This is a genomic window from Streptomyces acidicola (genome assembly GCF_009377235.1).
GTDB classification, from domain to species: domain Bacteria; phylum Actinomycetota; class Actinomycetes; order Streptomycetales; family Streptomycetaceae; genus Streptomyces; species Streptomyces acidicola.
This window is the reverse complement of sequence record NZ_VMNX01000063.1, coordinates 13,933-29,986: the sequence shown is the minus strand read 5'-3', so window position 1 is coordinate 29,986 and position 16,054 is coordinate 13,933. Positions and strand designations below refer to the sequence as shown.

Annotated in this window: 15 protein-coding genes and 1 tRNA gene; 1 reads left to right on the top strand and 15 read right to left on the bottom strand. The window is 70.1% G+C overall.

What is annotated here, in order from left to right:
- Positions 1-578: 578 nt before the first annotated feature.
- Genes hydA through FPZ41_RS18500 form a run of 9 tightly spaced genes read right to left on the bottom strand, consistent with a single transcriptional unit; the run spans position 579 to position 8,603 of the window.
- Entirely contained in the window at positions 579-1,991 is a 1,413-nt protein-coding gene (gene hydA / locus FPZ41_RS18540; protein WP_152864019.1) for a dihydropyrimidinase, read from the bottom strand.
- 41 nt (positions 1,992-2,032) lie between these two features.
- Complete coding sequence (locus FPZ41_RS18535; RefSeq protein ID WP_131567193.1) at positions 2,033-2,416, bottom strand: allophanate hydrolase-related protein; 384 nt, start codon at positions 2,414-2,416, stop codon at positions 2,033-2,035.
- 27 nt (positions 2,417-2,443) lie between these two features.
- Positions 2,444-3,601: an NAD(P)/FAD-dependent oxidoreductase gene (locus tag FPZ41_RS18530; RefSeq protein WP_152864017.1), complete on the bottom strand. Its 1,158-nt coding sequence runs from the start codon at positions 3,599-3,601 to the stop codon at positions 2,444-2,446.
- Complete coding sequence (locus FPZ41_RS18525; protein WP_152864015.1) at positions 3,598-4,962, bottom strand: FAD-dependent oxidoreductase; 1,365 nt, start codon at positions 4,960-4,962, stop codon at positions 3,598-3,600. Before FPZ41_RS18525 ends, FPZ41_RS18530 begins: the two co-directional genes overlap by 4 nt.
- A complete protein-coding gene (locus tag FPZ41_RS18520) occupies positions 4,955-5,239 on the bottom strand; it encodes a (2Fe-2S)-binding protein (RefSeq protein ID WP_152864013.1) in 285 nt (94 codons plus the stop codon). The genes FPZ41_RS18525 and FPZ41_RS18520 overlap by 8 nt, the downstream gene beginning before the upstream one ends.
- A gap of 17 nt (positions 5,240-5,256) precedes the next feature.
- Positions 5,257-6,006, bottom strand: coding sequence for an amino acid ABC transporter ATP-binding protein (locus tag FPZ41_RS18515; RefSeq protein ID WP_309505239.1), 750 nt, complete (start codon positions 6,004-6,006; stop codon positions 5,257-5,259).
- A gap of 2 nt (positions 6,007-6,008) precedes the next feature.
- Positions 6,009-6,728, bottom strand: a complete 720-nt coding sequence (locus FPZ41_RS18510) for an amino acid ABC transporter permease (RefSeq protein ID WP_152864011.1) — start codon at positions 6,726-6,728, stop codon at positions 6,009-6,011.
- A gap of 35 nt (positions 6,729-6,763) precedes the next feature.
- On the bottom strand, positions 6,764-7,645 hold the full coding sequence (locus FPZ41_RS18505; RefSeq protein ID WP_322620404.1) for an ABC transporter substrate-binding protein: 882 nt from the start codon (positions 7,643-7,645) through the stop codon (positions 6,764-6,766).
- 7 nt (positions 7,646-7,652) lie between these two features.
- Positions 7,653-8,603: a dihydrodipicolinate synthase family protein gene (locus tag FPZ41_RS18500; RefSeq protein WP_152864009.1), complete on the bottom strand. Its 951-nt coding sequence runs from the start codon at positions 8,601-8,603 to the stop codon at positions 7,653-7,655.
- A gap of 230 nt (positions 8,604-8,833) precedes the next feature.
- Here FPZ41_RS18500 and FPZ41_RS18495 point away from each other — a divergent pair, with 230 nt between their 5' ends.
- Positions 8,834-9,862: a LacI family DNA-binding transcriptional regulator gene (locus tag FPZ41_RS18495; protein ID WP_322620403.1), complete on the top strand. Its 1,029-nt coding sequence runs from the start codon at positions 8,834-8,836 to the stop codon at positions 9,860-9,862.
- Between the two features lie 133 nt (positions 9,863-9,995).
- Here the strand turns inward: FPZ41_RS18495 and FPZ41_RS18490 are convergent, their stop codons facing one another.
- The 6 genes from FPZ41_RS18490 to sucC form a co-directional block, all read right to left on the bottom strand.
- The gene (locus FPZ41_RS18490; RefSeq protein ID WP_152864005.1) at positions 9,996-10,784 is read right to left on the bottom strand and encodes an alpha/beta hydrolase domain-containing protein; all 789 of its coding nucleotides are present in this window, start codon (positions 10,782-10,784) and stop codon (positions 9,996-9,998) included.
- A 572-nt stretch (positions 10,785-11,356) separates the two neighbouring features.
- Positions 11,357-11,809 carry a hypothetical protein gene (locus FPZ41_RS47110; RefSeq protein WP_194236137.1) on the bottom strand — a complete coding sequence of 151 codons (453 nt, stop codon included), beginning with the start codon at positions 11,807-11,809 and terminating at the stop codon, positions 11,357-11,359.
- A 57-nt stretch (positions 11,810-11,866) separates the two neighbouring features.
- A tRNA-Leu gene (locus FPZ41_RS18480) sits at positions 11,867-11,951 on the bottom strand.
- Positions 11,952-12,144: 193 nt separating this feature from the next.
- Positions 12,145-13,686 carry an aldehyde dehydrogenase family protein gene (locus tag FPZ41_RS18475; protein ID WP_152864003.1) on the bottom strand — a complete coding sequence of 514 codons (1,542 nt, stop codon included), beginning with the start codon at positions 13,684-13,686 and terminating at the stop codon, positions 12,145-12,147.
- Positions 13,687-13,930: 244 nt separating this feature from the next.
- Positions 13,931-14,848: a succinate--CoA ligase subunit alpha gene (gene sucD / locus FPZ41_RS18470; RefSeq protein ID WP_152864001.1), complete on the bottom strand. Its 918-nt coding sequence runs from the start codon at positions 14,846-14,848 to the stop codon at positions 13,931-13,933.
- A gap of 11 nt (positions 14,849-14,859) precedes the next feature.
- The gene (sucC, locus tag FPZ41_RS18465) at positions 14,860-15,990 is read right to left on the bottom strand and encodes an ADP-forming succinate--CoA ligase subunit beta (protein WP_152863999.1); all 1,131 of its coding nucleotides are present in this window, start codon (positions 15,988-15,990) and stop codon (positions 14,860-14,862) included.
- Positions 15,991-16,054 lie beyond the last annotated feature (64 nt).

The following is a 16,054-nucleotide window of genomic DNA, read 5'->3' as shown; positions in this document are numbered from 1 at the left end:
GATCTCCACGAGGAAGTTGGAATTTCCCACTCCCGCAGTGGTCCGGCAGCATCCGCTGACCGGCCACGCCACGCGGATCGCTCAGCTGCGGGAGCTGTCGGCGTGAAGCGTACGCGGGACGGCCCGCAACGTGTTGTGGCGCCGGAAAGGCAGGCGGTAGCACCGGTCAGGAGGGCCAGCGCCTCCTCGGCGCATCCTGCCGCGACCACGGCCTGCCCGAGCCGGGCGGTCGCGAGGGCGGCGCCGGCGTGGTCCCGGGCCTGGGTGTAGCAGTGGCGGGCCTGCTGCCAAGCACCGATCGGGTCACGGCCGCGGTCCTCGTCCAGCTCGGCGCAGGTCTGCCAGATCGGTCTGCAGCCGGTCGCTGCCGGCCTTGTCCGCCCTGGCCCTCTGGCCAACCCGGTCTCCCGGCCCACCAGACAGGAAGACCGCCCAGGGAAAGCACCACACCCAAGCCTTCCTCTGCCTCGCCAGGCGACAGGGCGACGTGCTCTTCGCGATGCTCCGCGACGGCACCTTTCGCGCCGCCGGGGCCGCCGCCCGCCGTTGTGCGTCAAGGCCGTTGGCCTCCGTGGAGGTCAGCAGACCAGAGACCGGCTCAGCGGGCCCGAGCGCAGGTGACGGCCGAGAGGTTCGGGCGCCGTGAGCCGGCCCGCCGCCACGACGAGCCGTCCGCCCACCACAACGGTCTCCGGCCAGCCGGTGATCTGCATGCCCTCGTACGGTGTGTAGTCCGTCGCCATGTGCAGGTTCGCGCTGCGGACGGTCCGCGTGACCGCGGGGTCCCAGACGGCCAGGTCCGCGTCCGAGCCGGGGGCGATGACCCCCTTGCGGGGGTAGAGGCCGTTGAGCCTGGCCGGGTTGGCGCACATCACCTCGACGAAGCGCCCGGCCGGCAGACCGCCCTTGACCACCAGTTCGCTGAAGACCACCGGCATGCGCGTCTCCACCCCCGGCAGGCCGTTGGGCATCGCCCGCACGTCGTGGCTCACCGACTCCTTCTGGGCGGTGTCGTAGCAGCAGTGATCGCTGCCGATCGTCGCCACCTGACCCATCAGCACCCGTGACCGCAGTCCCGCCACCGTGCCGGCGTCGCGGAGCGGGGGGCAGCACACGAAGCGCTCCGGATGCGGGCCCGCGTACGCCGTGTCGTCCAGGGTCAGATGATGGGCCACCGTCTCCGTGAAGGCGCGCACCCCTCGGCCCCGGGCCCGCGCCACCAGGTCCACCGCCTCGGGCGTCGACTGGTGGACGAAGTAGACGGGAGCCGCGACCGACTCGGCGATCGCCAGGATCTCCGCCACCGACGCGTTCTCGGCCAGCTCCGGCCTCGTATCGGCGTGGTGGCATGCGCCGATCGTGCCGGCCGCCTCGCCGCGCTCCTGCGTGTCGGCGATGATGTGGTCGGCCTCGCAGTGGATGACAACCATGCCGCCCAGATCCCGCAGTGTCGTCATCACATTGAGGATCGTCTTCTCGTCGGCCATGGTCTCGCCGCGATACGTCGTGAACATCTTCACCGTGACGATGCCGTCGGCGGTCAGCGACCGCAGCTGTTCCGGCACCGTGTCGTCCCACTCGACCACACACGCGTGCAGCGCGCTGTCACACAGGCCCTGCTCCGCCTTGGCTCGCTGGGCCGCGGCGACGTCGGCCGGGTTCTCGCCGGGGCGCGGGATGGCGAAGTCCACGATCGTCGTCGTACCGCCGAAGACAGCGGCGGTGGTCGCCTGCAGGTAGTCGTCCAGGGAGGTGAAGTCCCCGGAGGTGAAGCCGACATGGCAGTGCGGGTCCACACCGCCGGGGAGTACGAGGCGCCCGGAGGCGTCGATCTCGGTGGTGCCGGGGGGCTGCGCCGAGCGGTACGCGCCCGGTTCCACCACTCCGAGCACCTTTCCGCCGCCGATCAGGACGTCGGCGGCGCCCTGCCAGTCGGCGTTGACCACGGTGCCACCTCGGACGACGAGGTCGATCGGCTGCGGATAGGACATGAGAGACCTCCAACGAGCAGGTGAAAGGCGGGAATCGACGGTCAGCGGGTGGACAGGTAGGCGTGCCAGCCGCCGTGCTTGGTGATGTCCGTGACGCCGGGGGCCGTCAGCGCCTGGGCGCGCATCCGCATCGAGAACGAACCCGAGCCGTCCTCCAGGGTGATGACGCCCAGTTCGAGCTCCGCCGGCTCCTCGGGGAGCAGCTTCTCGCGCAACACCTCGTAACCGACCTCGTACACCTCGCCCCGGATCGCCGCGCCGCCCTCCGTGACCGGGTGGAGACCGGGGAACTCGTCACGTACGGAGTAGAAGCGGTAGGCGGGTGCCGTGCGGGCGGGACCGAGCAGGCGGGCGTCGCGCAGCGCGTGGTTGAGGGATCCTCCCGACATCGCCTGGCCGTTGACAAACATCTTCAGGGTGGTCATGGTGCGGTGCCTCTCTCGTCGACGGGTTCAGAGAACGGGGGTGGTGGCGTCGTACATCAGGCGGCCGGGGCCGAGATCGTCCACCGGGTCGGCGGGGGCCTCACCGGCGATCAGCCGGGCCAGCGTGTCCCCCCACACGGGCGCCAGGGTGAACGCGTAGGTGCCGCCCGCGACGAAGAACCCGGGGTGGCCCGGGACCTCGCCGATCACCGGCATCTCGTCCGGGGTCGCTGCGAGCGGTCCGGCCCACATGCGCAGCAGCCGCAGATCGCCCAGGAACGGCAGGATCCGCCCCGCCTGGGCAAGGTTGCCGGCCATGCTCGGCAGGCTGACGGTGCTGCGGCCGTCCATGTCCAGGCGGGCGGCGGGCCAGCCACCGCCGATCAGCAGGTTGCCGGCGCTGACCTGCTTGACCGACATGCCTTCGCCGATGTGCTGAACCAGGTGGTGCATCACCGGCGGTACGCGTACGGTCACGTGCATCTGGATCGCCACCGGTGACATACGGACGTGGATTCCGGCCAGCGCGGCGATGTCGGTGATCCACGGCCCCGCCACGTCGACGACGACCGGCGCCGTCCAACTGCGGTCGCCCGAACGCACCGTGTAGCCGTCACCGATCCGCTGGATGCCCGTCACCGGGGTGAACGGGTGCAGGTGGGCGCCGTGGCGACGGGCGGCGGCCAGATAGGCTGGGGTGATCAGGAGCGGGTTGGCATAGCCGTCGAGCGGGCACCAACTGGCGGCGCGCACCCGCTGCGACAGCAATGGCAGCCGCTCACGGGCCTCGTCGCCGGTGAGTACCTCGGTGGGGATGCCCGCCGCTCGTTCCCACTCGTGCTTCTCGCGCAGCTCCTCTTCCTGTGCGGCGGTTTCGGCGACCATGAAGCCGCCGCCGCGCCGCAACTCCACGTCGGCGCCGAGCCGTTCCTCGATCTGCGCCCAGTGGTCGGACGCCCGGCGCTGAAGCGGCAGCAGACGGGCGCTGTCGACCGGGACCTCCTGGCCGGGGCGACGGGTGTGGATGGCCTGGATGTGGAGGTTGCCGGCCGTGGTGCCGGAGCCTTCGCGGTTGGGTGCGCCGCGCTCCAGCACCACGACACGATGACCGCGTTCGGCGAGGTGGAAGGCGGTGCTCGCGCCGAGGATGCCGGCGCCGATGACGATGACGTCGGGCCGGTTCATCGGTCCTCCTCTCCTTCGACCGTGGCGGCCATGGGCAGCGGTCGCAGGGGCATGCGGGCGGCGAAGCACTCCGGCTCGCCCCGCGCGGCGAGGGCGGCGACGATGTGCCCGCACTCGCGTCCCTGGCAGGGGCCCATACCGGCCCGGGTGGCGGCCTTGGTGCCGTGCAGGTCGTTCCAGCCGGTCGCGACGGCCTGCCGGATCTCGCCCGCGCTGATCGCCTCGCAGCGGCACACCTCTGTGGCGTCGGGAATGGCGGCCACGGCGTCGGCGGGCAGCGGGTAGAGGCGGTCGGCCAGCGCCGCGAAACGGTTCAGTGAGCGGGCCCGGCGGTGCAGTGCCGCCACCCGGCGAGGGTCGCCGGGGCCGGAGGTCAGGCGGCGCAGGATCGCGTGCGCGGCCAACTCGCCCCGTACGCCCGCCGCGTGCACGCCCGCGATGCCGGCGCAGTCCCCGGCGGCGTACAGCCCGTCCACCGAGGTCGCGCCGTCCGCGTCGACGACCGGAAGCCGTTCCGTGCCGGTCGGGTCGGGCTCGGTACGGCAGCCCAGCAGCCGGGGCAGTTCCGTACTGGGCCGGAAGCCGAAGCCCACGCACACCGCGTCGGTCTCCAGCCGCCGTACCCTGCCGTCCGCCTGAGCGATCTCCACGGCCTCGACCCGCGTGCCGCCGTACGCGGCCAGAACGCGGGCTCCCTGCTCGACGCGCGCTCCGTGACGCGCGAGGGTCAGGAGATAGCGTGCCGCCTCCGCCAGCCGTGCGGGCTGCCGCAGTGCGCCGACGGCCGTGTCCGCCCCTGGCCGGTACGGGTGGTTCAGCTCGACCAGCGCCTCGATCCTGGCGCCAACCTCCAGCAGCGCGCAGGCCACCGGGAGCAGGAAGGGACCCGTCCCGGCCAGCACGACCCGCCGGCCCACGGGCACCCGGTCCATGGTGGCCAGGTGCAGCGCGAACCCGGGGGTGACCACGCCCGGCAGCGTCCATCCGGGAAAGGGCAGGGAACGTTCGTACGCGCCCGTGGCGGCAAGCGTGGCCCGGGCCCGGACCCGGCCGAGGGTGCCGGTGTGGACATCCGAGGTGAAAAGGGTGCGCCCGTCGTCCTCGGCGCCCCAGACCAGTGTGCCGGTGCGGCAGGCGACGCCCGCCGCCCGCACCTCGCGGATGAGTTCGGTGCCGCGCGGGCGGAAGTCACCGAAGGCAGCGGTCAGTTGCGGTGCCCGGCGCTTGTAGTACTGGCCGCCCAGTTCGTCGGACTCGTCGAGGAGTACGACGTTCAGCCCGCCCCTCGCCAGCACCAGCGCCGCGTGCAGTCCGGCGGGGCCGCCCCCGACGACCGCGACGTCCGTCTCCAGGTCAGCCATGCGTCGCCGTCCGGATGTCCATGCCGTCGGTGACGTGCGCGGTGCAACTGCGGGAGCCCGGGCGGCCGTCGATGGTCACCTCGCACTCCAGACAGACGCCCATTCCGCAGAACGGGCCGCGTAGCCGGCCGTCGACCGGGTTGCGGCGCAGCGCCCAGACGCCGGCCGCGACCAGGGCGGCGGTCACGGACTGGCCGGCCCAGGCCTGGGTGCGGGTGCCGTCGATGGTCACGGTGACGGTCTCGGGGATACGGGGTGTGCGTTTGGCGGTGCTCATGGCAGTGCTCACAGAGGTCAGAGGATCCGGTCCAGGAACTGGCGGGTGCGTTGGTGCTCCGGGGCGGCGAAGAAGAGGTCCGGGGACTTGTCCTCCACCACCACACCGTCGCTGATGAACACCACCCGGTCGGCCGCCGCTCGGGCGAAGCCCATCTCATGGCTGACGACGATCATGGTCATGCCCTCCTCACGGAGCCGGACCATGACATCGAGCACTTCCCCGACCATCTCCGGATCCAGCGCCGATGTCGGTTCGTCGAAGAGCAGCAGCTGCGGGCGCATGGCCAGGGCACGGGCGATGGCCACCCGCTGCTGCTGGCCGCCGGAGAGCTGGGCGGGGTAGTTGCCGGTCTTGTCGGCCAGGCCCACCATGGCCAGCAGCTCGCCTGCCGCGGCGCGCGCCTCAGCCCTGGGTACGCGGTTCACGTGCACCGGGCCGGCCGCCACATTGTCGAGCGCGGTCATGTTCGGGAACAGGTTGAACTGCTGGAAGACCATCCCGGTGCGCCTGCGCTGGAGGGCGATCCGGCTTTCGCGCAGCGCGCCCTTCTCGCCGTAGCCGATCCGCTCGCCGCAGATGGTGACGGTGCCCGAGTCCGGGGTCTCCAGATGGTTGAGGGTGCGCAGGAACGTGCTCTTGCCGCCGCCCGACGGGCCCAGGACGAGCACGACCTCGCCCTGCCGGACCGTCAGGTCGATGCCCTTGAGGACGTCGACGTCGCCGTACGACTTGCGGACCTGGTGCGCTTCCACGACGGTCTCGATGGTCATCGGGTCTCCAATTCGAGTGCCGCGTTCCTGGTACGGCGGCCGCTGCTCGGCCGGGCCTGGTGCCCGCGGCCGACGCGCGCCTCCAGCCACCGCTGGACGAGGCCCCACAGGGTGGTCATCGCGAGGTAGTACAGGGCCGCGGCCGTAAGGCCCTCCAGGACCCGGAAGTTGGTCTGCACGGCGAACTGCGTGCGGCGCAGCAGCTCTTCGACGGAGATGACCGAGACCAGCGTCGTCGTCTTGAGCAGGCCGTTGAAGCTGTTGCCGAGCGGCGGGACCATCACCCGCAGGGCCTGTGGCATCACCACCACCCGGAACACCTTCCAGGGCGGCATGCCCAGGGCGCGCGCGGCCTCCGACTGACCGCGCGGGACCGACAGCACCCCGGCCCGGACGATCTCCGACAGATACGCCGCCTCGTTGAGGACAAGGCCGACCAGGGCCGAGGTGATGACGCCGAGGCGCAGGCCCAGCTGGGGCAGGCCCGTGTAGATGATGACGAGCTGGACCAGCAGCGGGGTGCCCCGCATCAGCCAGACGTAGCCGCCGGTGACCAGCCGCAGCGGCACGAATCCGGACGCTCTGCCGAGCGCCACGAGCACGGCGAGCGGAAGGGCGAGCGCCATGCTGACCGCCGTCAGCCAGACCGTCGTCCAGGCGCCCTGGAGGAGCAGGGGATCGTGGAGGAAGGAGAAGAAGGCTTCCCAGGACCACATGGGTCTCGCCCTTTCCGTGGTGGATGACGGGGCCGCTACTTGGCGCTGATCGCGCCGGTGGACACCTTGAGCGGGCCGGAGTAGGCCGTGACGCCGTACTTCTTGAACAACTTGGCCAGGTAGCCGTTCTCACGCAGGGTGTTCAGCGCGTCCGCCACCGCATCGGCGGGCTTCTGCTTGCCGAATCCGAGCGCGAGCGGCGCCGGGTTCACGCCCTTCACCGCCGTCTCGAAGGCGCCGTCCTTCTGGTAGTAGCTCGTGACCGATTCGACGATTGCCACGCCTTCCACCTGGCCGGCCGACAGTGCCTGGTAGGCGTCGGCCGTGGTGGTGAAGGTGCGGACGGTGACCTGCTTCTTGCCTTCGGCCTTGAGCTTCTTGTTGAGCGCGGTGAGGGTGTCGAACTCGTAACCCGGCGCCTCCACGGCGATGGTCCGGCCCGACAGATCGTCCTCGGAGGTGATCTTCTTCGGGTTGCCCTTGGCGACCGAGACGGCGACGCCCTGAATCTCGTAGGGGACGAGCTTGATCGTCTTCGCCCGCTCGGGCGTGTAGAACATGCCGGTGTCGATCATGTCCCAGCGGCCCGACTGGACGCCGGGGATCTGCGCGTCGAAGGGGATGTTGACGAACTTCGGGGTGAGGCAGAGGAGCCCCGCGATCTCGTTGCCGAGGTCCACCCGCATGCCGACGATCTTGCTGGAGGAGTCCAGGTACTGCATGGGCGGCAGGGTCGCGTTCGTCGATATCGTCAGCGTGCCCGCCGTGACCAGGTCGCTCTTGCCCAGCTTGGGCGTGCAGCCGCTCGACGCGGCGGAGGACGAGGAAGACGACGAGGACGAGGACTGGCTGCCACAGGCCGTGGCCGTCAGCAGCAGGGCGGCGGATGCGGAGGCCGCAATGAGGAGTCTGCGCACGGTCGGTTCACCTTTTTCCGGTACTGGTGGAACAGGGCTGCAGCCCGGCCTCGTCGAGCGCCGCCGACAGACGGGTCAGCGCGGACGGGTCCTCCAGGGGGAGCAGCGGCGGGCGTACGTGCCCCCCGGGCTGCCCGAGCAGCCGCATCGCGGCTTTGAGCTGCGAGGTGGGTGAGGCGAACCTTGAGCTGTAGTCGTCGTTGACGAGCAGGTTCACAAGCCGTTCGTAGCGAGCGGACCATGTCCGGGCCAGATCGAGGTCACCGGCCCAGTAGGCCTCGTAGAAGGGAACGGCGAACAGCGCACCGAGGCCGCCGCCGTCGATGTTTCCCGCACCGCCGAACTCGGCCATGACGGCCATCCCCCGACGGTGGATGAAGCGGCCGAAGACCTGGACCCGGCCGGCCAGGGCCGCGCAGGTGTCGGCGACCTTCAGCTCGTCGCCGGAGCTGTCCTTGACGGCGACGACGGTGTCCAGTTCGGTCAGCTTGAGCAGGGTGTCGACGGTGATGTCGACGGCGGTGCCGCGCGGCCAGTTGTAGACCATGAGCGGAAGGTCGACCGCCTCGCCGAGGGTGGTGTAGAAGGCGACGATCTCGTCCTGGCTCGGGTGGACGTACGGCGGCGGGGTGGTGAGGATGCCGTCCGCTCCGATGGAGCGGGCGTGTTCGCCGTACCGGATGCACTCCTGCGCGGTGTACGCGCCGCAGCCGATCACCACGGGTATCCGTCCGGAGAGTTCGGCGACCGCGATCTCGGCGACCTGGCGCCGCTCCTCGGCGGTCTGGGAGAACCACTCACCGGTCGTGCCGTTCACCAGGACGCCGTGGACGCCTTGCTCCGCGTACAGCCGGAGCAACGCACGCCAGGCGTCCACGTCGAGCGAGCCGTCGGCGGCGAACGGAGTGGGGGCGGCGGGCCAGTAGCCGCGCCAGGGCATGGCGCCCGAAGTGTTCATGGTGAGCTCCGATCGAGCGTCCGCGACATGGTCAGGGACACCTTGTGGGATCGATTGCACAGCACGCTGGCAGGCCGCGGAAGGGAGAGTCAAGGGGCGGTGGCCGAAAATAGCCTCCGAAACGTAGTGTTTACGCCACCGACTCGACATCGTCTGCGATGATGGAGATGGCACCCCGGTCGACGAGCGGGGACTCAATGGGATCGATTCCACGATCGGGGGTGGACCGGGTGGCAGTCACCTTGGACGAGGTGGCCGAGGCCGCAGGGGTCTCCAAGAGCACGGCCTCACGGGTGCTGAGCGGCTCCAGCCGGGTCAGTGCCCAGACGCGGCGGGCGGTGCAGTCGGCGGCGGAGCGCCTCGGCTACCGCCCGAACAGGGTCGCCAGCGGACTGCGTACGCGACGCAGCAATCTCATAGGACTGGTGATCACCAACCTGGTGAACGCCTCGTTCCACGTCATCACCGAGGTGCTCCAGCAGCGGCTGGACGAGTGCGGCTACCAGGTACTGCTGTGCGTCACCGACTCGGACCCCGCACGTGAACGCCGCTACCTGGACACGCTCCTCGACCACCGCGTCGACGGGCTGGTCATCGTGGGCACCGGCGAGAACACCGACATGGTCCGGCAGGTGAGTGCGGCCGGCATCCCGGTGGTCAACCTGATGCGCGCACCCGTCGGCGTCTCCGGCGACTGCGTGATGGCCGGCGATCGGGAGGGCGCCGAGCTGGCGGTCCAGCACTTGCTCGGCATGGGACACCGGCGCATCGCCTTCATCGGCGGCCCGCCGGAGGTCGACTCCGGACGCGACCGTTACTCCGGTTTCGTCGCCGCCCTCGCCGCCGCCGGGATCGAGCCCTATCCCGCCCTGGTCGCGCGTGGCCCCTACACCGTGCCGTTCGGTACGGAGTCGGTCATGCGGCTGATGGCCGCGGCCCATCCGCCCACAGCTCTGTACAGCGCCAACCACGAGGCGACGTTCGGGACTCTCGGGGCCCTGGTCCAGCTCGGCGTCCGGGTGCCGGAACAGCTCTCTCTCGTGTGCCATGAGGAGGCACCCTGGTTCCCTTACTGGCACCCTCCGATCACCGTGGTCGACAACAGCGCCCGCGACCTCGGCGAACTCGCCGTGGAGCAGCTGCTGCGCCGGATCGACAACCGCCCCGACGACGCCGGCGCCGCCCCGGACGACGCCGGCCGTCTGATCCGCGTCGGTTCCCGGCTGGTGGTACGCGGCTCGACCGCGGCTCCGAGGTAGCGGTCCGCGGGCGGTGGACGACTTGGCCGTACGCACCCTTGCCCCGCCCGTGCGGTGCACGGGCGGGGCACTCGAACGACCCGGGTAAGAGTGGATCCCGCTGCGGGGATCGGTCGAGGGCAGGAAGCGGGAGTCAGGACTTTGTCGGAGCCTGCGCCCACTCCGCGGCCGCCCGGTCCAGAAGCGACTGCCGGTCGAGGTCCAGCAGCAGTCCGTCCCCGACCAGTCGGGTGACCAGGCCGTCATAAGCGGCCAGGTAGTCGTCGAGCGAGCTGTAGCGCTGGAGCAGTTCCTGCGCCGAATAGGGCTGCCAGCCACCGTAGTTGCCGCAGACCGCGGTGATGCTCACGGTGGACACCGGTGTCACCGCGGGTGGGAACGGAGAGCCCAGCGGCAGGTCGGCCGCCGGGAAGCGCACGCCTCCGAGCGGGATGCCGTCGGCATCGGTCCCAGGCACCGTCACTTCCTGATCGGGCAGGCCGTTGAGCAGCGCCGGGTCGGCGGGACGTTCTCCAGCTGTGAACAGCCGCTCGGACGGCATCGGCTTTGTCGGTCCGGCGATACCGAGATGCCGCTCCAACGCCACGAGCAGCGCCCGCGCGTAGGGCTGGCTGTGGAGAGGGTTGAGCGGGATCGGTTCGCCGTTGTTGCAGCCGAACTGCTGGAACGCCGTGTCCGCCGAAGCCGCGGTCAGGACCGGGTTGTGGGCGGCCGGCCAGTCGTACCGATGGTAGTCGCCGACCTCTTTGGCCCCCCGGGAGACACTGGCCCGGAGTCGGTAGTAATCGGTGTACGCCGCCACGTCCACGAAGACGGGATCGCTCTTCGGCCGGCGCAGCACCTGTTCCGGAGTGAGCGGAACGCCGTCCGGCCTCATGTACGGCGACTGTGGAGCGCCGTCCGCCGCGGCGACCGCGTTCACCGCGAGTTGGTTGCCGACGCCGTCCTGGGTACTGTCTGTGCCGCCGGGACCGGAGTCGTCTTCGCATTGGCGTCGCCAGCTCTGGGCATCGCCATCGTTACGGCCGTCGCTGCTGTCGTTGCTGCCGCATGGGACAGAAGCCTTCAGACCTCAACGACCCCGGATAGCACTCGACCTACGGGCGGCTAATCCCCTGCTTCAGAGGCCGCTCTATCTGGACCTACAGGATCCGTTGTCAGGGTGTCCACTCCAAAGGATCAGCCTCAACCGCATCGCTGCTTCGGAGGCAGCAAGGCCACCAGCGAGACCCCGCAACTCGCGGCCACCGAGCCTGCCTCCACCAGGTCCTCAGCCGACAGGACGATAAATCAGACGCACAGCCATGAGTTCCCAGGCCCAACTCCAGGGCCGCTACCTCGGCGGGCGACCGCCCCACGGCTACCGGATCGCCGACGCCGGACCCCACCCCAACCCTTCGAAAGCCGCCACCGGCCAGCGCATCCACAAACTCCAGCTCGCCCCCGTCGCCGCGCCCATCGTGCAACGGATCTTCACCATGTACGTCGACGGCATCACGCGAAGACATCGTCTGCCGGGCCCTGGACCAGTGGATCGCCCGGGCCTTCACCCCCGACCGGCTCACCGCCACCATCGAAGCCCTCACCCACGCCTGCGCCGCAGCAAGCACCGCACAGACCCACACACCCGAGCAGGCCCAAGCACGCCAAGCAATCAAGGACTGCGAGCGGCGCCTTGCCCGCTACCAAGCAGCCCTCGAAGCCGGAGCCGACCCAGCCGTCGTCACCCAGTGGATCAACAACGCGCAGCAAGACTAGAAGGCGGCGCAGAAGAAGCTCGACGCACTCCCCACCATCACCCGGAAGAAGGAAGCCCCACTCGACGCACAACAGATCCGAGAGATGACCGAGAGCTTCGGAAATATTGCACAGCGTATCCAGACGGTCGACGCCGACAAGAAAGGCCCACTCTACGAAGCCCCAGGCCTCACAATCAGTCACAAACACGCCACGAGGACCGCGACCGTAAGGTCGAGGCCCTCGTCACCGTATCGTCAATAGTTGTGTCCGAGGGGGGACTTGAACCCCCACGCCCGATAAAGGGCACTAGCACCTCAAGCTAGCGCGTCTGCCATTCCGCCACCCGGACCAGGTGTCTGCCGCCTTGCCGGGGCTCTCCCCTGGGGCGACACGCACAACAATACCAAGGTTTCGGAGTGGCTCTCACCTGCATATAGGGGCCCGAGGTGCTAGTTGACGGCGGCCGGACGTGCAGCTTTCACGCATAGTGCACGTCCGATTACTTTTCGCCTGGCGCCTCGGCGCCCGTTGTCGTATTCCCGTCAAGGCATGAGGTGATATTCCAGGAAGTTCCCGGGCAGCCGCTCCCCTGCCGGCCCCTGGGTCACGGCGCGCACAAGTAGCTCTCCGCCCACAAACGCGCCGCGCCAGGACGCGCCGAACCCGCCGAACAACTCGTCACGGTCGCCCCGGGAGCGGGGCTTGCCGTGGCCGACCTTGAACGCGCGGATCTGCGGGGCAAGGCGGTCGAACGTCGCCTGGTCGTCCGTGGACAGCGTGGCGACCAGGGCGCCGTTCGACGCGTTCATGGCGGCGAGCAACTCGGCCTCGGTGTCGACCAGGACGATGGTGTCGACCGGGCCGAACGGTTCGGCATGGTGCAGCGGCGAGGAGGGCGGCGGGTTGAGGAGCGTGACCGGCTGGGCATACGCCGCCATGTCCTGGCCGGACAGGAAGCGGGCTTCGCTCAGCTCGCCGCGGTGCAGCGGGACGGCCCCTCGGTCGATGGCCTCGGCGACCTGGTCGCGCAGTTCCTTGGCCTTCGCCGCGTTGATCAGCGGCCCGAAGTCGAGTGCCGGGTACGGGTCGTCGGGGTGCTCGACCGCGAGCGGGTGACCGACCCGCAGGGAACGAACGGCCGGCAGGTACGCGGCCAGGAACTCGTCGAACAGCGCGCGCTGGACGACGAAGCGCGGGTAGGCCGTGCAGCGCTGCTTGCCGTAGTCGAAGAGCTTGGGGATGACGGTCGTCAGGGCGTCCCAGTCGGTGTAGTTCCAGATGCCCCAGGTGTTCAGGCCCTCCTGTTCGAGTACATGTCGCTTGCCGAGGTCGGCGACGGCCGTGGCCACCGCCGCGCCCGTGTCGCGGCCCCCGACGAAGGAGACGCAGCCGATCTCGGGTGCCCGCACCAGTGCCTCGGACAGTTCGCCTCCGCTGCCGCTGACGAGGGTGACGGGGATCCCTTCGCGTGCGGCGAGCGCGCCGGCCAGGGTGAGGCAGGCGACACCGCCGTCGGTCGGGGTCTTGGCGATGACCGCGTTGCCGGCCAGTGCCTGTACCAGCATTGCGTGAACGAGCACGCTCATCGGATAGTTCCAGCTCGCGATGTTGGACACCGGGCCGTCCAGCGGCGCGCGGCCCTCGACCATGGGCTCGATGCCGTCGACGTACCAGCGCACGCCGTCGATGGCCCGGTCCACGTCGGCCTGTGCGAGGCGCCAGGGTTTGCCGATCTCCCAGACGAGTAGCAGGGCGAGCAGTTCGCGGTGCTGGGTGAGGGCGTCGAGGGTGGCGGCGACGCGGGCGCGGCGTTCGTCGAGGGGGACGTGACGCCAGGCGCGGTGCTGGTCGAGTGAGGCGCGCACCGCCTGCTGGGCGGTGACACCGTCCAGGCGGGGCGGGCCCACGATGGGGCTGCCGTCGACGGGGCTGGTGGCCGGGAGCGTCCGGCCGTCCGGCTGCCAGGCGGCGCTCCAGAGGTTGAGGACACGGTCGCCCCGGAAGGCCTCTGGGGCGACGGCGAGGCAGCGCTGCCAGGCGTCCGACCAGGAGGTTCCGGATTTCAGGGTGAGGGTGGTTGCCATTCGATTACTCCGCTCTCGGTGCACAGTCGAGAAGGAAGCCCCGCGAGGCCTTCCTTGGAGGGGCGGTGGCAGGAGACGGGCGGGCAGAGTCGGGCATGGCTCGTCTCCCGTACCGGGAAGCGCCTGACTGCCTGCTGGCGGGTACGGAGACGTCGTACGGAAGAAGGCGGCGAGACTGCGTGGTGCCGCATGGTCACCGCGCTTCAACCGGGAGGGACGCTGCGGTCGTTCCGTTGGGGTCGATTCAGTCGGGGTTGGTTCCGTTGGGGGCGGTTCCCGCATGCTCGGTGTCCAGCCGGGCCAGCACCAGGTGCGCCGTCTCGGTCGGTGTGCCGCCCACCTGGACCCCGGCCGCCTCCAGGGCCTCCTTCTTCGCCTGAGCCGTGCCCGATGAGCCGGAGACGATCGCGCCCGCATGCCCCATCGTCCTGCCCTCGGGCGCTGTGAAGCCGGCGATGTAGCCGACGACGGGCTTGGTGACGTGGTCGCGGATGTACGCGGCGGCCCGTTCCTCGGCGTCGCCGCCGATCTCCCCGATCATCACGATGAGTTCGGTGTCCGGGTCGTCCTCGAAGGCGGCCAGGCAGTCGATGTGGGTGGTGCCGACGACCGGGTCGCCGCCGATGCCGACGCACGTGGAGAAGCCGATGTCGCGGAGTTCGTACATCAGTTGGTAGGTCAGCGTGCCCGACTTGGACACCAGGCCGATGCGGCCGGGCTTGGTGATGTCGGCGGGGATGATGCCCGCGTTGGACTGGCCGGGTGTGATCAGGCCTGGGCAGTTGGGTCCGATGATGCGTGTGCCCTTCGCCTGTGCGTAGGCGGTGAAGGCGACCGAGTCGTGGACCGGGATGCCCTCGGTGATGACGACGGCGAGGGCGATGCCGGCGTCGGCGGCCTCGATCACGGCGGCCTTGGCGAACGCGGGCGGTACGAAGACGACGGTCACGTCGGCGCCGGTCTCCTCGATGCCCTCGTACACGGAGCCGAAGACGGGGACGGCGCGGTCGTCGAAGTCTACGGTGCGGCCGGCCTTGCGGGGGTTGACGCCGCCGACGACGTCCGTGCCGGCCGCGAGCATGCGGCGCGTGTGCTTCATGCCTTCGCCGCCGGTCATGCCCTGGACGAGGAGCTTGCTCTCCTTGGTGAGGTAGATGGCCATGTCCGGTCTCCTTAGGCTGCGTTGGCGAGGTCGGCGGCCCGGCGTGCGGCGCCGTCCATGGTGGTGGCCTGCTGGACCAAGGGGTGGGCGTGCCCGTCGAGGATGGCGCGGCCGCGGGCGGCGTTGTTGCCGTCGAGGCGCACGACCAGCGGTTTGGTCAGCTGGACGGTCTCCAGGGCCTGCACGATGCCGTCGGCGACCGCGTCGCAGGCGGTGATGCCGCCGAAGACGTTGACGAACACGGACTTCACGGCCGGGTCGGAGAGGATGACGGAGAGGCCGTCGGCCATGATCTGGGCGCTCGCTCCGCCGCCGATGTCGAGGAAGTTGGCGGGTCGGGCACCGCAGCCGGCGACCACGTCGAGGGTCGACATGACGAGGCCCGCACCGTTGCCGATGATGCCGACCTCGCCGTCCAGCTTCACGTAGTTGAGGCCCTTGGCCGCGGCCGCGGCCTCCAGGGGATCGTCGTGCGCGGCGGCCTCATCACCCCAACGGGCCTGCCGGAAGTGCGCGTTGTCGTCGAGGGTGACCTTGCCGTCGAGGGCGAGGATCTGCCCCTGCGCGGTACGGACGAGGGGGTTCACCTCGACGAGTACGGCGTCCTCACGGACGAGGACATCCCAGAGCCGCACGAGGACGTCGACGGCCTGCGGTGGCAGTCCGGCGGCCTCGGCGATGTGCGCGGCCTTCGCCGCTGTCACGCCTTCGGCCGGGTCGACGGGTATGCGCGCGACCGCCTCCGGCCTGGTCGCGGCCACCTCCTCGATCTCCATGCCGCCCTCGGCCGAGGCGATGGCCAGGAAGTGGCCGGCCGCGCGGTCGAGAACGTAGCTGACGTAGAACTCGCGCTCGATGTCGACAGGCTGGGCCAGCATCACCTTGCCGACCGTGTGGCCCTTGATGTCCATACCGAGGATCTGGCGGGCCGTCAGTTCGGTGGCAGCGGGGTCGGCTGCGAGCTTCACTCCGCCCGCCTTGCCACGGCCTCCGGTCTTCACCTGGGCCTTGACCACGACGCGTCCGCCGAGCCTGCGGGCGATCTCCCGCGCCTCCTTGGGCGAGTCGGTGACCTCCGCCCGCGGCACCAAGATGCCGTATTCCGCGAAGAGTTCCCTTGCCTGGTGTTCGAACAGGTCCATTCCGGCTCCTGACCACTGAGTCATCTGGGAGGGCCAACCACCAAGCCCTCGTAAAGTGCCGCAC

What these genes read in the sequence shown, in the direction of transcription:
- sucD (WP_152864001.1), bottom strand. Translation starts at nt 14,848, where the DNA reads ATGGCCATCTACCTCACCAAGGAGAGCAAGCTCCTCGTCCAGGGCATG.
- FPZ41_RS18530 (WP_152864017.1), bottom strand. Translation starts at nt 3,601, where the DNA reads ATGAACCGGCCCGACGTCATCGTCATCGGCGCCGGCATCCTCGGCGCG.
- FPZ41_RS18500 (WP_152864009.1), bottom strand. Translation starts at nt 8,603, where the DNA reads ATGAACACTTCGGGCGCCATGCCCTGGCGCGGCTACTGGCCCGCCGCC.
- FPZ41_RS18520 (WP_152864013.1), bottom strand. Translation starts at nt 5,239, where the DNA reads ATGAGCACCGCCAAACGCACACCCCGTATCCCCGAGACCGTCACCGTG.
- FPZ41_RS18510 (WP_152864011.1), bottom strand. Translation starts at nt 6,728, where the DNA reads ATGTGGTCCTGGGAAGCCTTCTTCTCCTTCCTCCACGATCCCCTGCTC.
- FPZ41_RS18535 (WP_131567193.1), bottom strand. Translation starts at nt 2,416, where the DNA reads ATGACCACCCTGAAGATGTTTGTCAACGGCCAGGCGATGTCGGGAGGA.
- FPZ41_RS18475 (WP_152864003.1), bottom strand. Translation starts at nt 13,686, where the DNA reads ATGGCAACCACCCTCACCCTGAAATCCGGAACCTCCTGGTCGGACGCC.
- hydA (WP_152864019.1), bottom strand. Translation starts at nt 1,991, where the DNA reads ATGTCCTATCCGCAGCCGATCGACCTCGTCGTCCGAGGTGGCACCGTG.
- FPZ41_RS18525 (WP_152864015.1), bottom strand. Translation starts at nt 4,962, where the DNA reads ATGGCTGACCTGGAGACGGACGTCGCGGTCGTCGGGGGCGGCCCCGCC.
- sucC (WP_152863999.1), bottom strand. Translation starts at nt 15,990, where the DNA reads ATGGACCTGTTCGAACACCAGGCAAGGGAACTCTTCGCGGAATACGGC.